Origin of the sequence: Pilibacter termitis (genome assembly GCF_900167335.1) — a bacterium.
Taxonomy (GTDB): domain Bacteria; phylum Bacillota; class Bacilli; order Lactobacillales; family Streptococcaceae; genus Pilibacter; species Pilibacter termitis.
This window is the reverse complement of sequence record NZ_FUXI01000042.1, coordinates 1-17595: the sequence shown is the minus strand read 5'-3', so window position 1 is coordinate 17595 and position 17595 is coordinate 1. Positions and strand designations below refer to the sequence as shown.

13 protein-coding genes are annotated in these 17595 nt (G+C 38.5%); 9 read left to right on the top strand and 4 right to left on the bottom strand.

The features are described from left to right. Positions 1-202: 202 nt before the first annotated feature. The 5 genes from B5D30_RS12360 to B5D30_RS12340 all read left to right on the top strand — a co-directional run bounded on the left by B5D30_RS12360 (position 203) and on the right by B5D30_RS12340 (position 7041). Positions 203-1657: an ABC transporter substrate-binding protein gene (locus B5D30_RS12360; RefSeq protein WP_078808381.1), complete on the top strand. Its 1455-nt coding sequence runs from the start codon at positions 203-205 to the stop codon at positions 1655-1657. A 384-nt stretch (positions 1658-2041) separates the two neighbouring features. After that, complete coding sequence (locus B5D30_RS12355) at positions 2042-3757, top strand: sensor histidine kinase (protein ID WP_078808380.1); 1716 nt, start codon at positions 2042-2044, stop codon at positions 3755-3757. Further along, positions 3738-5216 carry a response regulator transcription factor gene (locus tag B5D30_RS12350; protein WP_159443333.1) on the top strand — a complete coding sequence of 493 codons (1479 nt, stop codon included), beginning with the start codon at positions 3738-3740 and terminating at the stop codon, positions 5214-5216. The genes B5D30_RS12355 and B5D30_RS12350 overlap by 20 nt, the downstream gene beginning before the upstream one ends. Further along, positions 5191-5871, top strand: coding sequence for a hypothetical protein (locus B5D30_RS12345; protein ID WP_078808378.1), 681 nt, complete (start codon positions 5191-5193; stop codon positions 5869-5871). Before B5D30_RS12350 ends, B5D30_RS12345 begins: the two co-directional genes overlap by 26 nt. Positions 5872-6009: 138 nt before the next feature. Further along, complete coding sequence (locus B5D30_RS12340; RefSeq protein WP_078808377.1) at positions 6010-7041, top strand: LysM peptidoglycan-binding domain-containing protein; 1032 nt, start codon at positions 6010-6012, stop codon at positions 7039-7041. 55 nt (positions 7042-7096) lie between these two features. Here B5D30_RS12340 and B5D30_RS12335 read toward each other — a convergent pair whose 3' ends face one another. Together B5D30_RS12335 and B5D30_RS13890 are read right to left on the bottom strand one after the other, a co-directional pair. Beyond that, the gene (locus tag B5D30_RS12335; RefSeq protein ID WP_078808376.1) at positions 7097-7561 is read right to left on the bottom strand and encodes a DUF1694 domain-containing protein; all 465 of its coding nucleotides are present in this window, start codon (positions 7559-7561) and stop codon (positions 7097-7099) included. Between the two features lie 165 nt (positions 7562-7726). Continuing rightward, positions 7727-7867 (bottom strand): hypothetical protein, encoded by a 141-nt coding sequence (locus B5D30_RS13890; RefSeq protein WP_159443332.1) that lies wholly within the window; start codon positions 7865-7867, stop codon positions 7727-7729. 381 nt (positions 7868-8248) lie between these two features. On the opposite strand from B5D30_RS13890, the gene B5D30_RS12330 reads away from it, so the two are divergent. Beyond that, positions 8249-9766: a degradosome RNA helicase CshA gene (locus tag B5D30_RS12330; protein ID WP_078808375.1), complete on the top strand. Its 1518-nt coding sequence runs from the start codon at positions 8249-8251 to the stop codon at positions 9764-9766. Between the two features lie 164 nt (positions 9767-9930). Then, on the top strand, positions 9931-12390 hold the full coding sequence (locus B5D30_RS12325; protein WP_078808374.1) for a YhgE/Pip domain-containing protein: 2460 nt from the start codon (positions 9931-9933) through the stop codon (positions 12388-12390). Positions 12391-12465: 75 nt separating this feature from the next. Here B5D30_RS12325 and B5D30_RS12320 read toward each other — a convergent pair whose 3' ends face one another. Together B5D30_RS12320 and B5D30_RS12315 are read right to left on the bottom strand one after the other, a co-directional pair. Next, positions 12466-12738, bottom strand: a complete 273-nt coding sequence (locus B5D30_RS12320; protein ID WP_078808373.1) for a GIY-YIG nuclease family protein — start codon at positions 12736-12738, stop codon at positions 12466-12468. Beyond that, positions 12728-13474 carry a tRNA1(Val) (adenine(37)-N6)-methyltransferase gene (locus tag B5D30_RS12315; RefSeq protein ID WP_078808372.1) on the bottom strand — a complete coding sequence of 249 codons (747 nt, stop codon included), beginning with the start codon at positions 13472-13474 and terminating at the stop codon, positions 12728-12730. The genes B5D30_RS12320 and B5D30_RS12315 overlap by 11 nt, the downstream gene beginning before the upstream one ends. 155 nt (positions 13475-13629) lie before the next feature. On the opposite strand from B5D30_RS12315, the gene B5D30_RS12310 reads away from it, so the two are divergent. Together B5D30_RS12310 and B5D30_RS12305 are read left to right on the top strand one after the other, a co-directional pair. Next, positions 13630-14265, top strand: a complete 636-nt coding sequence (locus B5D30_RS12310) for a lysophospholipid acyltransferase family protein (RefSeq protein ID WP_078808382.1) — start codon at positions 13630-13632, stop codon at positions 14263-14265. Positions 14266-14562: 297 nt separating this feature from the next. Beyond that, complete coding sequence (locus B5D30_RS12305; RefSeq protein WP_078808371.1) at positions 14563-17256, top strand: cation-translocating P-type ATPase; 2694 nt, start codon at positions 14563-14565, stop codon at positions 17254-17256. Positions 17257-17595 lie beyond the last annotated feature (339 nt).

Genomic DNA, 17595 nt, shown 5'->3' with positions numbered 1-17595 from the left:
TGCAACAGTGAACCACAGCATTTACTTGCTGGAAACGTAGTTTCCAGTGCTGTTGTGAACAGTTGCCAGACTTCAGCACCATGTAGCTAGAAAAAGACTTTGAACGGACGAAGTTCGTGAATGACCCCGCTTGGCTGGAGCGATAGCGGAAGTCAAGTTTCAAGAAATCACGAAGTGATTTCGCAGAAAGGAGAATAAAAAAATGAAGATGAAAAAATTATTCACAGGAGCAGTTATTGGGGCTGCGGCAGTTATGGCACTTAGTGCTTGTGGAGCAAAGAAAGACGAGGGTAAGTCTGCAAAAGACGGAGTGGTCGAATTAAATTGGTATTTGGTAGGCCCTCCTGTAAAAGACTTAGGAGAGGTCAACAAAGAGTTGAATAATTACATTGGTGAGAAATATAAAGTCAATGTCAAAATGAATCAAATTGATTTCTCTGATTATGACCAAAAAATGATGACCATGATTAACTCTGGTGAAAAAGTTGACATGATGTTTACGACCTATTGGCAGTTGAACTATGCACAAAACGCTAGAAAAGGAATTTTTGCCAACTTGACAGAAATGATGGATGATTATCCTGAATTGAAAGGAATGTTGAAAGAAGATGTGCTAAAAGCCTCAGAAGTAGACGGTAAATTGTACGGTGTGCCACAAAGAACGTTGGAAAAAGCAGGCGGACGTTTCATTTGCTTTAACAAAGAACTTGTAGATAAATACAAAATTGACGTGAGCAAAGTAGACTCTGTTCAGACATTGGCACCTGTTTTGCGAGAAGTCAAAGAAAAAGTAGACTTTGCACCATGGTATATGGCAAAAGCTGAACCAATGACAAGTTTTGACTACTTGGCACAGCCATTAGGGGTGGAAGTAGGAACAGGAAATCCTGAAAAAATTGTCAACCGCTATGAAACAGAAGAATACAAAAAAGATATTGAAACGATTGCTAAATTGCGTGAAGAAGGTATGATTAACTCTGATTCACTTACTCTTGAGGGACTTAGTGGAATGGGGGCAAGAATTGGCAATAAATGGTTTGCGACATACTGGACAATGACACCAATGGATCAAAGTATTGTAGAAGAACAAGTGGGCGGAAAAGTAATTGTCAACGAAGTCAAAAACTCTGCGATTTTGAAATCTGTTGCGTATTGTATGGTGGCAGTAGGTGAAAATTCTGACCATAAAAAAGAAGCGATGACTTTCCTACAAGCGTTGAACACAGACCAAAAAATTGCTAATCTTCTACGCTACGGAATTGAAGGCAAACATTACACTTTGGAAAATGGAAAAGTGAAATTTACCGACGAACACAAAAACTATGATATTCCGGGGTACAACTTCCCATATGACCAAACGAAAACACTTCAACGTGCTGATGCGGGAGATGACGTGTTGAAAATTGCTGCGGAGTACAACGAGAGTGTCATTAATTCTCCAGCACTTGGTTTTTCATATGATTCAACCAATACAGCAAGTGAAATTGCTCAAATGACCAATGTACTAGAAGAATACTTCCACACCGTAGGAACAGGTTCAAAAGGTGCAATGGAAACACTTGAAACAATGAACAAAAAATTAAAAGCTGCAGGTCTTGATACCGTTCAAAAAGATATGCAGAAACAATATGATGAGTGGAGAGCAAAACAGAAATAATAAAAACTCTACTGAAAATCAATGATTTTTAGAGAAAATCTATACTCTTGCACTTGCCAAAAGACGAGTGCAAGAGCTTTTTTTGCCCCTCAAAAATGTAGTGGGCACCTCTAAAAACTCGCACTTATCCTAAATTGCTAGTTTTCCGATTTTCTTCGTCAATCTCCTCAACCTATGAACCACATAGCTTTCGTCGATTTCCTCGAAAATCGAAAAACTAGCTAATTTAGTCTTAAGCGGAGTTTTTAGAGGTGCCCAGTCTAAAACATAGTTTTATTAGAATTTAATAACTAGTTACCTAGCTGAAAAATGAAACAAGAAATCAAAATTTTATTGTATAATAGTAAATAGGGAAGTCAATTGTGAAAAAAGTAAGGAAGAAAAATGAGACAACTCGCTTATTTTTATAAAAATTATGGTTTATATTTAAAAAACTTGATGAAAGTAGTAATTATTTCTTCGTTTGTTATGATAATCATGACTATAACATTTTCAAACTATGAAATGAGTATCAAGGAAATTAGAAAAGAACAGATTAGTGAATTAGAAAGAAGTTTGTCGATTGATTTGAGTAAACAAGCGGAATTTTACGATATGGCATTTTATCGTTTTCATTCCTATCAATTCAATTTGCAAGATTTAAGAGATTTTCTCTCGCTAGACTACAATGACTATTATCAAAAATACCTGAAAAATTTTGATGAAAAAAATTATGATTCGTTTAGGCGGACGGATAAAATCATTAACCAGCTCTTCCTCGAAAACGCACAGCTCTCAATGATTGTACTGAAAAGTTATGAGGCGGGGCGAGTGATTTATTTCACGAGAAACTCCAAAGTTCCTCACTATCTGGAAACTCGGTATCCAAAGGAGGATATGGACTATCTCGAAACCATTCCCAACTATAAGAGCGAAAAGAGAAGTGTCTTTTTGCGAGAATGGTATGACAATTATTCACAATCTCCAGTAGCGACTATTCTTCTTGCTTTTGATATGAGCGTGTTTTCTGAAAAAGCAAGCAAAGTAGAGGAGTTTGTTCAATTTCGTTCATTTAAAAATGAACAATTGATTTTTTCTGAAGGGGAAACATTTGATACAAAAGGAACGCTACAAAGCGAATTACAACTTGGGAGCAATTTCACTTTGACAACGATTGTCAACGAGAAAAATATTTTGAACCAAGTGAGTTTGCAAAATATGTACTATAAAATACTTACGATTGTATTTATTTTGTTGATTATTTGTTTTTACTTGTGGAAAACGCTCCGTGAAGAACAACGGCGGACATTTCTTTTGAATAAAATTCGTCTTATTCAGCATGGTGAAAGAGAGTTGCCGAAAAGTAAGGTAATAGATGCTTTTACCGAAGTGGACAACGGCATTGAGCAAATGTGGGAAAACTTGCAGCAGATGATTCAAGAAAGATATTTGCAAAAAATTCGTCTAAATAATGCTGAACTTCAAGCACTTCGAGCACAAATACGACCTCATTTTTTATATAATACTTTGGAAATTATTCGTATGAGAGCGTTATTACAAGATGAAAAAGAAACAGCCGAGTTACTTTTTTCCTTGTCGCAACTCTTTAGAAGTGCGATAAGAGGTGGAGGAGACATTCCACTGAAAGAAGAAGTTGCCCTGACAGAACACTATTTGTCATTATTTGAAATTCGCTATGAAAATTCTTTTTTCTACTCGTTAGAAATAGATGTGGGAATGGAAAATTATGCGATAGAAAAATTATTATTGCAACCAATTATTGAAAATTACTTCGTTCATGGTTTTGATGTGAGTCGTGAAGATAATTTTTTAGAGATTTCGATTACACAAGACGAGCAATTTATGCACATTTTTATCCAAGACAACGGTCAAGGAATGAGCGAGGAAGAATTACAGTCAATAAGTCGAAAATTGTCAACAAAAATGCAAGAAGATGAGACAGAACATTTAGGTTTATTGAATATCCATAGGAGAATTTCCCTAGGACACGGGGAAGAATATGGTGTTTCTATTTATAAAAATCATCTAAATGGCATTACGGTGCATATTTTGTATCCGATTAAAATGTGGGAGAAGAAAGATGAAAATAGTGATAGTTGATGATGAAAGAATCATCGTTCAAGGATTGGCAAAAATGTTACAACAAAGCACTTTGGCGGATATAGAGTATTTTTATGCAAACAATGGGTTGCAAGCATTGGAAATTATTTTAGAGGAAAAAATTGACATTGCACTCTTAGACATCAATATGCCAGAAATGGACGGTTTGAAGTTAGCCGAAGTAGTGTATGAGCAAAATTTGCCAACGAAAATCATTATTATTAGTGGATATGATGATTTTCACTATGCTAGAAGTGCGTTAAAAGTCGGTGTAGAAGATTATCTTTTGAAACCAGTGAGCGAGGAGGCATTGATTGAAAGCGTGGAAAAAGTAATGACGAAAGTCAATAATTCTAAGGAAAATAAGACACTTTCGTCTTTTGTGTTTGAGAGCAAAGAAAAAGAAATTTTTTTGCGGCGAGTGTTGCATGGCGAGTTGACCTATCAAGAAATTTGTCTGTTAGGAGAAAAATATCAAATTTCCGAGGGGAAACGCTACAAAATGCTAGTACTTAGTTTTTCAGAGAAATTTACAAATGAAAAAATAAGTGAACTTTCCCAGATATTCAATCGAGTTCAAAAAAAATTACACATTCGATTTTTTCTGACGGTGACGGATTATAAAAGAATGGCGTTGTTATTTGAAGATTATCCATTTGTTTCAGAGATAGTGGAGGAGATAAAAAAGGATCGAAACGTTTCTTTTTTTGCTACCTTTAGTGATAGAATGAACAACTTTTTCCAATTGAAAGAGGACTATCTCACGAATATGATGCTGCAAGAATATGCGAGTCTTTTGGCGAAATCGTCTATTTTATCTTTGGAAGAAGTAGAGGAAGTGCAAAAGGAAAAGCAAATTCAAATGTATCGGGAACTGTTGAAAAGCGATAAAAAAGAAGAGATTCATTCATTTTTTCAAACGCTAACAACAACGAGATTGCTAGAAGTGCATTTGTGGAAAATGTACTACGACGAGAAAAAAACGCAGGAAAAATGGATAAGTGAAATTATTTTGTCACTCTCAAAAATGAGCAAAAAAGAGAGTTTGAAAAAATTGGAGAGGGCAACAGAATTACTGCTTGCAGAGAAAAATGTGCAAGAAAATTTTTCTCCGATTGTGGAAAGGGCGATTTCTCTTATAAAACAAGATTTATCCTACAAACATTCGCTCAAAACGCTAAGTGGTGAGCTGAAAATGAATCCGACATATTTAGGGCAATTGTTTTCAAAAGAAGTCGGTGAAAACTTTTCTTCGTTTAACCGAAAAATTCGGATGAAAAAGGCACAGAAGTTGTTAAAAAATAGTAGTTTAAAAATTAGAGATGTAGCGAAAACGGTCGGATACGAAGATTTAAGTCGATTTTATAAAGTTTACAAAGAATATTATGGTTTTACACCAAATGACGCCAGACGAGGAATTGAGGGGAAGATAAATGCAAAATCAACAATCAATGACTGAAAAAATAGTGGATATTTTTCGGTTTGTTTCCTATTTTTTATTGTGGAACGCCTTATTTTTAGTGTTTTCACTACCAACGACATTGTTCGTTTTACTTTTTGGGCTAAAAGGTATTTTCGTCTTGCCGATTTTATTTCTTTTACTGAGTCTATTCTCGGCTCCTGCATTTTCAGCACTATTTAAAGGGCAATATAGATTAATCCAGCGAATAGAAGGCGGGCTAATCGTGCATTTTTACCAAGATTACCGACGAAATTTTTGCACTACCTTAAAATTTTCGCTCTTACCAATTGTTACAGGGGCTGGTTTAACGCTTTATCCAACGGTTTTACTCAGCGGTAAAATGCAACAATTTATCCTATTTCCTGTTCTATTTTTGGGATTTGTTGATTTTATTTTTTGGATATATGGTATTTTTTTGACTACATTTTTTGAAAATACGGTCAAAGAAACGTGGTTGAATGCTCTTAATCTCACAATACGGTTTTTATTTAGTAAAAAAATGATGTTATTACTCATTTATTTCGTAGTGCTATGTTTTTTCCTAGGAGAAATACCCGCATTAGTATTTTTCTTCGGGGCAAGTAGTTTTACTTTCTTGTTTTTATTCTTACATTTTCAGTTTTTAATGGAATTGATCCATTCCAAAAAATAGTGTATGTCTAAAAAAACTGTAAAAAATGAGTAAATATTAAATTTAATTATAATAATAGGGAGTTATTGTTTGTCTAATCATAAAATTCAAGATAAAATAACCCTAGGGGAAAAAATACTTATAGTAGGTAGGAAGCTAATGGATTATTCAACAAGAATGGAACGTAGAAAACAGGAGAACGCTCAGAAACAGAAGAAAATTAAACATTCTGTGCTAGGTGTGACAACAACTGCGATGATTGCGACACCTTTCATTTCGCAAATTGGTCAAACCACTGCGTTTGCAGATGAGGGTCTCCCACAAAGTACTGGAGCATTTGCTTCGACAGAAAGTTTTATCGCAGCCATTGCACCAAGTGCGGTGGAAATTTGCGGGGCGAACGATTTATACGCCTCTGTCATGATTGCTCAAGCAATTTTGGAAAGTAATGGTGGCAATTCACAACTTGCCCAAGCACCTTACTACAATCTTTTTGGTGTAAAAGGCACGTATCAAGGTCAGTCGGTGAGCTTTCATACATTAGAGTATCTCAATGGTGAATGGCAACAAATGGCTCAACCATTTAGAAGTTATGGCTCTTATTATGCGTCATTACTTGACAATGCCGCTGTCTTGACGTCAACGAGTTTCCAAAGTGGAAAATATCACTATTCTGGAGCATGGAAACGGAACACGGAAAGCTATTTGGACGCTACTTCTTGGCTAACTGGAACGTATGCGACAGATCCAACGTACAATCAAAAATTGAACGGACTCATTCAAATGTATAATTTAACGCAATATGATACACCGAGCAATTTTTCACAAGAAGAAGTGACGACCGTGGCAACCACAGTTAGCACGTCAACAAGCGGAAGTTACACCGTCGTTGCAGGAGATGACCTTTGGACAATCGCACAAACGCATGGTATGACACTTGATGAGCTAATGGAAAAAAATGGCTTGACGAGCTATGATATTTACGTTGGCGATGTGCTTTCACTTGGTAGCGTTTCGTCAACGATTGATACTGTCGCAAGTGCGAGTTCAACAAATGGCACATATACCGTTGTATCAGGTGACAATCTTTGGACGATCGCACAAACGCACGGCATAACGCTTGATGAGTTAATGCAGAAAAATGGTTTGACAAGTTATGACATCTATGTTGGTGATGTGCTTTCATTGTAAAAAATAGTAGATTAAAAGGCTTTGTGCAGTTTTTGCTTGCAACAAAGCCTTTTATTTATTTCCCAAAAAGTTTATGGAAAAATCCTTCTTTTTTTGTTTCGTTTTCTTTTGGATTGCCAAATTGACTCTCGGCATTTGGGTACATTTCGGAAATATCAACGTGTTCAATATTGACCGCTTCTTTGCTACAAATGACTAGCCCAATAGTTGTCGGAGCAATCGTTTCGTTGTTAGAATAAAATGTAAAAGCAATTTCTTTTTCTTTTGCGATTTTTGTGTAAATGCTCTGCAATTCTTTTGCGATTTCTGCGTGTATATGGAGCGTTGCAGTAGTCGAAAAACCACTATCCAATCGGTCAATCAGTGCTTTTTGATAGTATTCTTTTCGCATTTGTTCCACCGTCATCGTCAAATACACCCGTTCTCGAAAATTGCCCATATATTTGTTCAATTCATCTTTTTTGATTTGTGGTTTTCCGATTCTTCCATACTCAAGTCGTTTTTCTACTTCGCTACTCATAGTTTCCTCCCAAAGTTGCGGGTATCTCTAAGAACTTATTTTTACCCTAAATTGTTAGTTTTTTGATAATCTCTTTAAATTGTCTAGCTACGAGGGGCAGGAGTTTGGTCGCTGTTCGCAGTGCCACCTGAAGCTCTGCTTCAGGCAAGTAAATGGCATGGCTCACTACGACAAACTCCAGACCGCCCCTCTTTGCTTTTCTTCTTGTCTAGCTACGAGGGGCTGAAGTTTGGCAACTGCTCGCGGTGCCGCTCGAAACTTCGTTTCGAGCAAGTAAACGGCACGGCTCACTGTTGCAAACTTCAAACCGCCCCTCTTTGCTTTTCTTATTTTAGCAAAAAATAGTTTATTTGGCAGAGATGAAAATTTTTATTTGGTGGCGTAATGCTATGGAAAACAAGTGTTTCTTAACAAATATCTAGAAATATATGGAAATATGGATGATTTGTTGGAAAAAAGAGGAGAATCGTGTTATTATAATAAAGTTGCCGAGAAGTCTGGAAAGAAAAATGAAAATTTCAAGAAAGTTTACATATAGATGAAAAGATTTTTCGGTTGGAATAAGGAACGCCGAAAGCGTAGCCGAAAAACAGAATAGCTACTAGATTTTCCTTGTTGTGTGAAATGAGAAGTTCATTCAGCAGGGATTCTAAGGGCAAAAAATTATATTATAAGGAGATTTACAGATTGAAATTTAGCGAATTAGGATTATCAAAAGAATTATTAGCCTCTATTGAACGTGCAGGATTTGAGGAGGCAACGCCTATTCAAGAGCAGACGATTCCGCTTGCTCTAAAAGGAATGGACGTTATCGGTCAAGCACAGACAGGAACAGGGAAAACAGCCAGCTTTGGTTTGCCAATGCTCCAAAAAATCGACACAGAATTGCGTGAATTACAAGGATTGGTCATTGCTCCAACTCGTGAGCTTGCCATTCAAACGCAAGAGGAACTGTATCGTTTAGGTCGTGACAGAAAAATTCGTGTGCATAGTGTATATGGTGGTGCGGACATTCGTCGCCAAATCCATGCTCTAAAGGATAAACCACATATTGTAGTGGGAACTCCGGGACGTTTGCTTGACCATATCAACCGTAGAACGTTAAAACTTGAAACAGTTCAAACGCTTGTTTTAGACGAAGCAGATGAAATGTTGAACATGGGATTCTTAGAAGATATTGAGGCGATTATTTCAAAAGTGCCTGAACATCGTCAAACATTGCTTTATTCTGCAACGATGCCAGATGCGATTAAACGCATTGGGGTGAAATTTATGAAAGATCCTCAACACGTGAAAATTAAAGCAAAAGAAATGACGGCTGATTTGATTGATCAATATTATATCCGTGCGAAAGAATATGAAAAATTTGATATTATGACTCGTTTGCTTGATGTGCAACAGCCTGAATTGACGATTGTTTTTGGACGTACAAAACGTCGTGTAGATGAACTTTCTCGTGGACTTGAGGCTCGTGGTTACCGTGCTGAGGGAATTCATGGTGATTTGACACAGCAAAAACGTATGAGCACATTGCGTGCATTCAAATCTGGAGAATTGGATATTTTGGTAGCAACAGACGTTGCAGCACGTGGGCTTGATATTAGTGGCGTTACACACGTTTACAATTATGATATTCCACAAGATCCTGAAAGTTATGTTCACCGTATTGGACGTACAGGGCGTGCAGGGAAAGACGGTATTAGTGTAACATTTGTTACGCCAAATGAAATCGGCTATCTTCATACGATTGAAAACTTGACGAAAAAACAAATGAATCCAATGCGTCCACCGACTGAAAAAGAAGCGTTCCGTGGAAGTTTAGGAACTGCCTTTGATGAAATCGAAGAAAAGTTGACGAAAGATGCTCAAAAACTTGAGAAATATGAAAAAGCAGCAGAAAAATTACTTGAGGCACATGAGCCTGAAGAACTTGTTGCTCTCCTTCTTCGCACGCTTGCAAATGATCCAGATGATTTGGTGAAAGTTGACATTACACCTGAGCGACCATTGCCAAATAGAAAACAAAAAGGTGGCGGTCGTGGAAATTATAAAGGTCGTGGGGGCGATAATCGCCGTGGCGGCAAAGATTTCCGTAGAAAACGTGAAGGTGACAGAAAAGGCGACCACTTCTACAAAGACAAACGCAAAAAAGGCGAAAAAAGTAAAAAATCAAGTTTTGTCATTCGTAATAAAGGCGAAAGATAAACATAATAAGAAAAATGTCTAGGCGAGTGCTTAGGCATTTTTTTCTTTATCGTTTTTTAAAACTTTCATGAAAAACATCTGAATCTCTTGAAAATCATTTTCATAAGGTTTATAATCTTTTTAAGATAAGATATTAAATATCCAATGTGAAAGTGAGAAAAAAGATGTTTCAAAAAGAGTGGAGAAAATTTAAAGAAAATCGTATGTTTCGTTTAACGTTTGTCGCAGTGGCATTTATTCCATTAATGTATGCAGCCGTCTTTTTAAAATCGTTGTGGAATCCGTACGGCGAACTTCAAAATTTGCCAGTTGGCGTGGTGAATTTGGATAAGGCTGTTATGAAAAATGGCGAAAAAATGTCGGTGGGAGCGGATTTTGTGAAAGAATTGAAGTCCTCACAAACTCTTGATTTTCATTTTGTAGACGAAAAAACTGCAAAGAAACAATTGGCAGACGGAAAATATTATATGGTCGTAACAATCCCTGAGGATTTTTCAAAAAATGCTGCGAGTTTAGATGACAAAGAACCAAAACGCATGAGATTAGATTACGCAACAAGTGCGGGATATAACTTCATTGCCATGAAAATGAGTGAATCTGCGGTGATGAAAATGCAAAGTCAGCTGAACGAAAAAATCACGAAAGTCTATTCAAAATCTATTTTCGCCTCTCTTGAAAAAGCGGGAGTCGATATCCAAGAGGCAGGAGCTGGAGCAGAAAAAATCACAGAAAATCTAGGGTTAGCGAAAAATGGAGCAGAGAGTTTGCATGGTGGGTTAGCTCAGGTGGAAAGCGGAGCAGGTGAATTGTCAAATGGAGCAAATAAGGCTTATGACGGAGCAAATAAATTGGCAACAGGAGCATTGACAGCGAAAAATGGGGTTCAGCAATATACAGAGGGTGTCTTGGCGTTATCAAACGGGGCAGGCGAGTTGAATCAAGCGGGAAAACAAGTCGCAAATGGTGCGAATGAACTAAGTACAGGTGTAACACAGGCGAAAAATGGAGCGACTTCGCTCAGTCAAGGGGCGGAGCAGTTGAACGACAAATCTCAAGAGTTAACTACTGGAGCAAGTTCGCTTTCATCTGGAGCAGGTGTGCTATTACAAGGAGCAACGCAAGTCGCTGAAGGAAGTGAGCAACTCTCAAACGGAGTAGAGAGCCTCTCAACAGGTCTTATGCAAGCACAAACAGGTGCAACTTCACTTTCTCAAGGAGCAACGCAACTTTCTGAAGGTGTTCACCAAGCAGTTGAACAACAAAAGGCTTTAGCAGTTGAATTGACAAATATTGCGGCTATGGCAACTCAAGCGGGAGACGAGAAAACATCACAAGCACTAACAGCATTGCTCCAGCAAATGCAAGCGAATGCTCCACAAGCACAAGCGTTGGTTGACGGAGCGGACCAAGTTTCCGCTGGAGCATCTACGTTGTCAGACTCTTTAAGTACAGCTTGTGCGGGAGCAAGTGCTATCGCAGAAAATGCGAAGAAGTTGTCAACTGGAGCAGGGGATGTGAAGACAGGTGCGGAACAATTAAGCAATGGATTGAGTAGTTATCAAACAGGTGTTCAGCAATATACTGACGGTGTGGCAAGTTTAACGCAAGGAGCAGGTGAATTGACTCAAGGCTTAACTCAAGTGCAATCAGGAGCAGAATCTTTAAGTGTTGGCGGAGTGAAATTGTCTGAAGGAACACAGCAATTAAGCGAGAAATCACAAATGCTTACAGCTAACTCAGGTAAATTAGTTGACGGAGTAAGTCAGGTGAGTGATGGAGTAAATACTCTTGCGACAGGCTTGCACACACTTGCACCAGCGAGCGAACAACTCTCCGCTGGCATTGGGCAATTAACTGCTGGAGCAAGTGATTTAAATGGCGGTTTAGGGGAATTGAAAGCTGGTTCTACGACTCTTGCAACGAAACTCTCCGAGGGATCAAGTGTTATGCAGGAAAAAGGGAAACCAAGTGAAGATATGCTCCAACAACTCGCACAACCTGTTATTACGCAACACACTGAAAAAACGCCCGTTGCCAATAATGGAACTTCTATGGTGCCATATATGACGGCTATCGGACTTTGGATTGGAAGTTTGTCAATGGTGATTGCGTTTAATGTGCTAAACAGAGAAAAACGTAGCAAAACAGCAGTTGAATGGTGGGGTGCGAAATTTTCACAGCTTTATTTACTAGGGATTATGCAAAGTGTTGTTTTGTATGGTGGGCTTTTGTTACTTGGAACAAAAATATTACATCCAGTTGAGACGTTGCTTTTGATGATTGCAGGAAGTTTGGCGTTTATCAGCATTAATTCGTATCTTGCGAATGCGTTTGGCAAAGTGGGGAATTTCCTTAGTATTGTTTTACTCGTCATGCAACTAGGAAGTGCAGGTGGTACTTATCCGCTTGTTCTTTCTCCGAAAATCTTCCGTTTGCTACATCCATTTTTACCGATTAGCCACGAAGTTTTCGGATTGAGAGAAAGTATTTCAATCGGAATTGCTCCGTTTAAGGAAATTTTCATTTTGATTTTATTTGCTCTTGTTTTCGCACTTTTAAACTATGGGCGAATTTATCGTATTCACTATGGAAAAATTGCAGAACCGAAAGAGTTGAGTTTGTAGGAAAAAATAAGAAAAATCGCAGAAACTTCATTTTCTCAAATGTTGGTTTCATGCGATTTTTTTGTTTTATAGGCGTTATTTCAGAGTTTGAAACATTCGCATATACTCCTCTTTTTTCTTACGACTTGGCAAATGTTTAAAAGCATATTCAGCCTTTGTGGCTTCGCTACGAGTACCAAATTCTTCCAGATGAATCATCTCGACAGGACGGCGTTTTTCAAGGCGAGTATATTTTGCTCCCACTCCTGCATTATGCTCTGCTAATCTCCGAATAGGGTCGGTAGTGTATCCGCCGTAAAGTGTGTTGTCTTTCGTTTTTAAAACGTAGAAATAATGCTTAGTTTCCATAATAAATTTTCATCGCCTCTTTTGTATATTCTCCGTTTTCATCATGCACCACAAGCGGTGGCAGAATACGCAAGCCTTCGGTCGAACCGTTTTTGATTCCTTCGATTAGGACGGTATTACTTTGACCAGTTTTTTTGGGGTAAATAAATTGCACTCGTTTTGGAGCGATTTTGTATTTCCGTAGCACATCAAAAATTTCAAGTAAGCGGTCAGGACGATGTACCATTGCAAGTCGTCCATTTGTTTTCAACAGTACGCTTGACATTTTTACAATATCCTCAAGTGTAGCGGAAATCTCGTGACGAGCGATTGCAAAATAAGGATTTGGATTTTTTTTACTCTCTTTTTCGTGTTTGAAATAAGGAGGGTTAACTAAAATCATATCTGCACTATCATGCGTAATGACACGAAGCGACTCTTTCAAATCTAACGTGTGAACGGTAATTTGATGTTCTAAATTGTTCAACTCCACACTACGCCGAGCCATATCGGCAAGTCGCTCTTGAATTTCAATTTGCACAATCGGGGTTTTGGTTTTTTTCGATGCAAACAATCCGACTGCACCATTTCCAGCACATAAATCGACAATCAATTGATTTTCTTTTTGTGGCAAACGTGGAAAATTCGCCAACAATATAGAATCAATCGAATAACTAAACACACTTGAACTTTGAATAACTTTTATATCCTCCGCAAAAAGCTGATCCACTCTTTCATCATCGTATAGTTTCACCATGTTATCACCTCATTATTTGAGTTTATCATGTTTTGAGAAATGCCGCTAGTTTGAACCTATTCCCATATTTTTTAGAATAAATTAGAGCTTTTCCTTGTCAAAATGTCTTTTGCATAATACACTAGAGAGATAGAAAGATGTTATTGGAGGAACTTATGTTTTTTGCATTTATGAGAGGTTTAGTGTCTTTTCTTTTGCTTGTGTTTAATGGAAAAGCACGCATTACAGGTCAGGAAAAAATTCCAAATGATGAAAATTATATTTTAGTTGCACCGCACCGTACTTTTTTTGACCCAGTCTATATGGCGATTGGGGCGAAACCGAAACGTTTTATTTTTATGGCAAAAGAGGAATTGTTTCAAGTGCCAGTTTTCGGTTGGATTATTAAGCGTTGCGGAGCGTTTCCTGTTAATCGTGAGAAACCGGGACCGAGTGCGATAAAATTTCCTGTCAAAGAGCTAAAGAATGGCGATGCAAGTTTGATTATGTTTCCAAGCGGAACACGTCATTCCACAGATTTGAAAGGTGGCGTGGCACTTATTGCCAAAATGGCAAAGGTGAAAATTGTTCCAGCAGTTTATCAAGGTCCTTTGACTTTAAAAGGAATTTTCGCTAGAAAACGTGTCAGCGTGCGATTTGGTGAGCCGATTGATATTTCGGATATTCCTAAAATCAACGAAGAAGGTATGCAGGAAGTATCCATTCGCCTGCAACAAGCGTTTGATACGTTGGACAAAGAAATCAATCCAGACTATCGCTACGTGCCAATCCCGAAAAAGAAAAAAGGATAAGCGTAAGGTAGTTTTACGCAACATTTCATGTAAGTTTCAAATGTTTTTCAATCCTAACAGTTGATAAAACAAAAATTCTTCGTTATAATCAAGAAAATAGATTTTTCATTCTCAAGGGAGTAACTGGCAGAATTTCTGTGATACTATCGTCATGTCAAAGCGAAAGCTTTCGGTAGTATCTTAAACGGTGAGACTTGTGGAGGTATTTCCTCTACAAGTCTTTTTTTGCCAAAAAATCGACTCTCTAACACTAGTTGTGCAACGTTGTACTGACTAGAAAAAACATAGGAGGACATTATGTCGGAAGAAATTCAGAAAAAAACGCAACTTACGACTGCATTTTACGCTCAAAATGTAGAAACGGTCTTGGAAGAAGTAGAGGCAAGAACAGACGGTTTATCAAGCCAAGAAGTGACAAAACGCTTGAATGAGTACGGTCATAATCAGCTTGATGAGGGCAAAAAACGCAGCTTGCTGGCGAAGTTTTTAGATCAATTCAAAGACTTAATGATCATTATTTTATTGATTGCCGCTGTTTTGTCCGTTGTGACAAGTCATGGCGAGGATGTAAGTGATGCGATCATTATTTTAGCGGTTGTCTTGATTAATGCGGTGTTTGGTGTGATCCAAGAAAACAAGGCTGAGGCGGCAATTGACGCACTAAAATCAATGTCAAGTCCGCAAGCACGTGTTCGCCGTGACGGTCATGTGGAAGAAGTCAAGTCAACAGAACTTGTTCCGGGTGATATTGTTTTGCTTGAGGCGGGCGATATTGTGCCAGCGGATATGCGTTTGTTTGAGGCGGCGAGCCTGAAAATCGAAGAAGCTGCTTTGACGGGTGAATCTGTTCCTGTGGAAAAAGAGTTGACAACACTTGAAGATGTGGAAGTTGGTATTGGTGACAGAGTGAACATGGCATATCAAAATTCAAATGTTACCTATGGTCGTGGAGCAGGGATTGTCGTAAACACAGGTATGGCTACGGAAGTTGGAAAAATTGCGGGAATGCTTGCAAATGCTGATGAGACGGAAACACCTCTTAAACAAAATTTGAATCGTTTATCCAAAGTATTGACGATTGCGATTTTAATCATTGCAGCAATCACATTTGCAGTTTCACTTATGCGTGGTACACCTGCACTTGAGGGAATTATGGTAGCTGTTGCTCTTGCCGTTGCAGCAATTCCTGAGGGACTTCCTGCGATTGTAACCATTGTCTTAGCACTAGGAACACAAGTGCTTGCCAAACGAAATGCAATTGTTCGTAAATTGCCAGCAGTAGAAACATTAGGTTCAACGGAAATTATTGCCAGTGATAAGACTGGGACATTGACGATGAATCAAATGACGGTGGAAAAAGTCTATACAAATGGCGTTACACTTGATGCGACAGACGAAATTTCACATGACGACATGGTTTTAAAAATCATGAATTATTCAAATGATACTAAAGTGTCTCAAGACGGTACGTTGATAGGAGACCCGACAGAGACGGCTTTGATTCAGTTTGGATTTGACCATTCTTATGATGTACGGGAGGAAGTGAAAATCGAGCCACGTGTGGCGGAACTTCCATTTGACTCGGATAGAAAATTGATGTCTACCATTCACCAATTAGCAGACGGTCGCTTTTTAGTGGCAGTCAAAGGGGCTCCAGACCAATTGTTAAAACGTGCGACAAAACGATTGGCAAACGGAAGTGAAACAGATTTGACAGAGGAAAATCGCAAAGAAATCCTCTCTATCAACCATGATTTAGCCAAACAAGCGTTGCGTGTGCTTGCGTTTGCTTATAAATATGTAGAAAAAGTACCAGAACTTGATACGGAGATTGTGGAAAACGATCTTGTCTTTGCAGGTCTCGTTGGTATGATTGATCCAGAGCGTAAAGAGGCAGCTGCCGCCGTTCAAGTGGCAAAAGAGGCAGGTATTCGCCCAATCATGATTACAGGCGATCACCAAGATACTGCAGAGGCGATTGCCAAACGATTAGGAATTATTGATGAAACTTCGGCAAATGATGCAGTGATTACAGGTGCGGAACTGAACAATCTAAGTGATGAAGAGTTTCAAAAAGTATTGGCAAATTACTCAGTCTATGCACGTGTTTCTCCAGAGCATAAAGTGCGTATCGTGAAAGCGTGGCAAAATGAAGGGAAAGTTGTGGCGATGACAGGTGACGGTGTCAATGATGCACCAAGTTTGAAATCAGCAGATATTGGAATTGGTATGGGAATTACAGGAACGGAAGTTTCAAAAGGGGCAAGTGATATGGTCTTAGCAGATGACAACTTTGCTACGATTATTGTCGCTGTTGAAGAAGGACGCAAAGTATTCTCAAACATTCAAAAAACCATTCAATATTTGCTTTCTGCGAATATGGCAGAAGTGATGACAATTTTCCTTGCGACATTGTTTGGTTGGGATGTATTGCTGCCTGTGCATTTGCTTTGGATTAATCTAGTGACGGATACATTTCCAGCAATAGCACTTGGAGTAGAACCAGCGGAGCCAAATTCTATGAAGATGAAACCTCGTGGACGTAAGGCAAGTTTCTTTTCTGGTGGTGTGATGAGTTCGATTGTCTACCAAGGAATTTTGCAAGGAGCATTAACGCTTGGTGTCTACGGTTTAGCACTTTTGATTCCAGAACACGCAGGTAATCATGATGCGATTCATGCAGATGCACTCACTATGGCATTTGCCACACTTGGCTTGATTCAGCTATTCCATGCGTTTAACGTGAAATCTGTGTACCAATCTATTTTTACAGTAGGACCATTCAAATCGAGAACATTTAACTGGTCGATTTTAGTATCGTTCCTTTTACTAATGGCAACAATCGCCATTCCGGGATTTAACGGCGTATTCCACGTAAGCAACCTAAGCATTACGCAATGGGGTATCGTAATCGGATCAAGTTTCTCTATGATTATTATCGTAGAAATTATCAAAGCAGTTCAACGTGGGTTGGGTGTGGATAAGAAATAAGGGCTCTTTGTCAAATCGTGTGGAAAGCATCTATTTTACAAAGCGTACCTAAGAGAGTTGGACATCTTGTCCAGCTCCTCTTTTGCGTCTACCAGAAATAGTTTTCTTGTAGCATTCTGCTCTGTCGAACCTAGCCAGTAGCACAATTATAGGTCGTTCAACATGCAAAACCTTGTTCACTTGACTATTCTCTTGTTTTATCTTTCACTGTTACACTTTAAATACTGAAATATCTATTCTAAACCACCTTACAAATCCCTGTAAGAAGACCACACTGAATATAGCTCCTCGTACGGAAATTCTCAAATCTTCTAAAACCATAAGCCAATCGTTTGATGA

Bases quoted from the DNA above. Each gene is read 5' to 3' on its own strand.
- B5D30_RS12305 (WP_078808371.1), top strand. From the start codon at position 14,563: ATGTCGGAAGAAATTCAGAAAAAAACGCAACTTACGACTGCATTTTAC.
- B5D30_RS12345 (WP_078808378.1), top strand. From the start codon at position 5,191: ATGCAAAATCAACAATCAATGACTGAAAAAATAGTGGATATTTTTCGG.
- B5D30_RS12350 (WP_159443333.1), top strand. From the start codon at position 3,738: ATGAAAATAGTGATAGTTGATGATGAAAGAATCATCGTTCAAGGATTG.
- B5D30_RS12325 (WP_078808374.1), top strand. From the start codon at position 9,931: ATGTTTCAAAAAGAGTGGAGAAAATTTAAAGAAAATCGTATGTTTCGT.
- B5D30_RS12310 (WP_078808382.1), top strand. From the start codon at position 13,630: ATGTTTTTTGCATTTATGAGAGGTTTAGTGTCTTTTCTTTTGCTTGTG.
- B5D30_RS12335 (WP_078808376.1), bottom strand. From the start codon at position 7,561: ATGAGTAGCGAAGTAGAAAAACGACTTGAGTATGGAAGAATCGGAAAA.
- B5D30_RS12360 (WP_078808381.1), top strand. From the start codon at position 203: ATGAAGATGAAAAAATTATTCACAGGAGCAGTTATTGGGGCTGCGGCA.
- B5D30_RS12320 (WP_078808373.1), bottom strand. From the start codon at position 12,738: ATGGAAACTAAGCATTATTTCTACGTTTTAAAAACGAAAGACAACACA.
- B5D30_RS12340 (WP_078808377.1), top strand. From the start codon at position 6,010: ATGGATTATTCAACAAGAATGGAACGTAGAAAACAGGAGAACGCTCAG.
- B5D30_RS12355 (WP_078808380.1), top strand. From the start codon at position 2,042: ATGAGACAACTCGCTTATTTTTATAAAAATTATGGTTTATATTTAAAA.
- B5D30_RS12315 (WP_078808372.1), bottom strand. From the start codon at position 13,474: ATGGTGAAACTATACGATGATGAAAGAGTGGATCAGCTTTTTGCGGAG.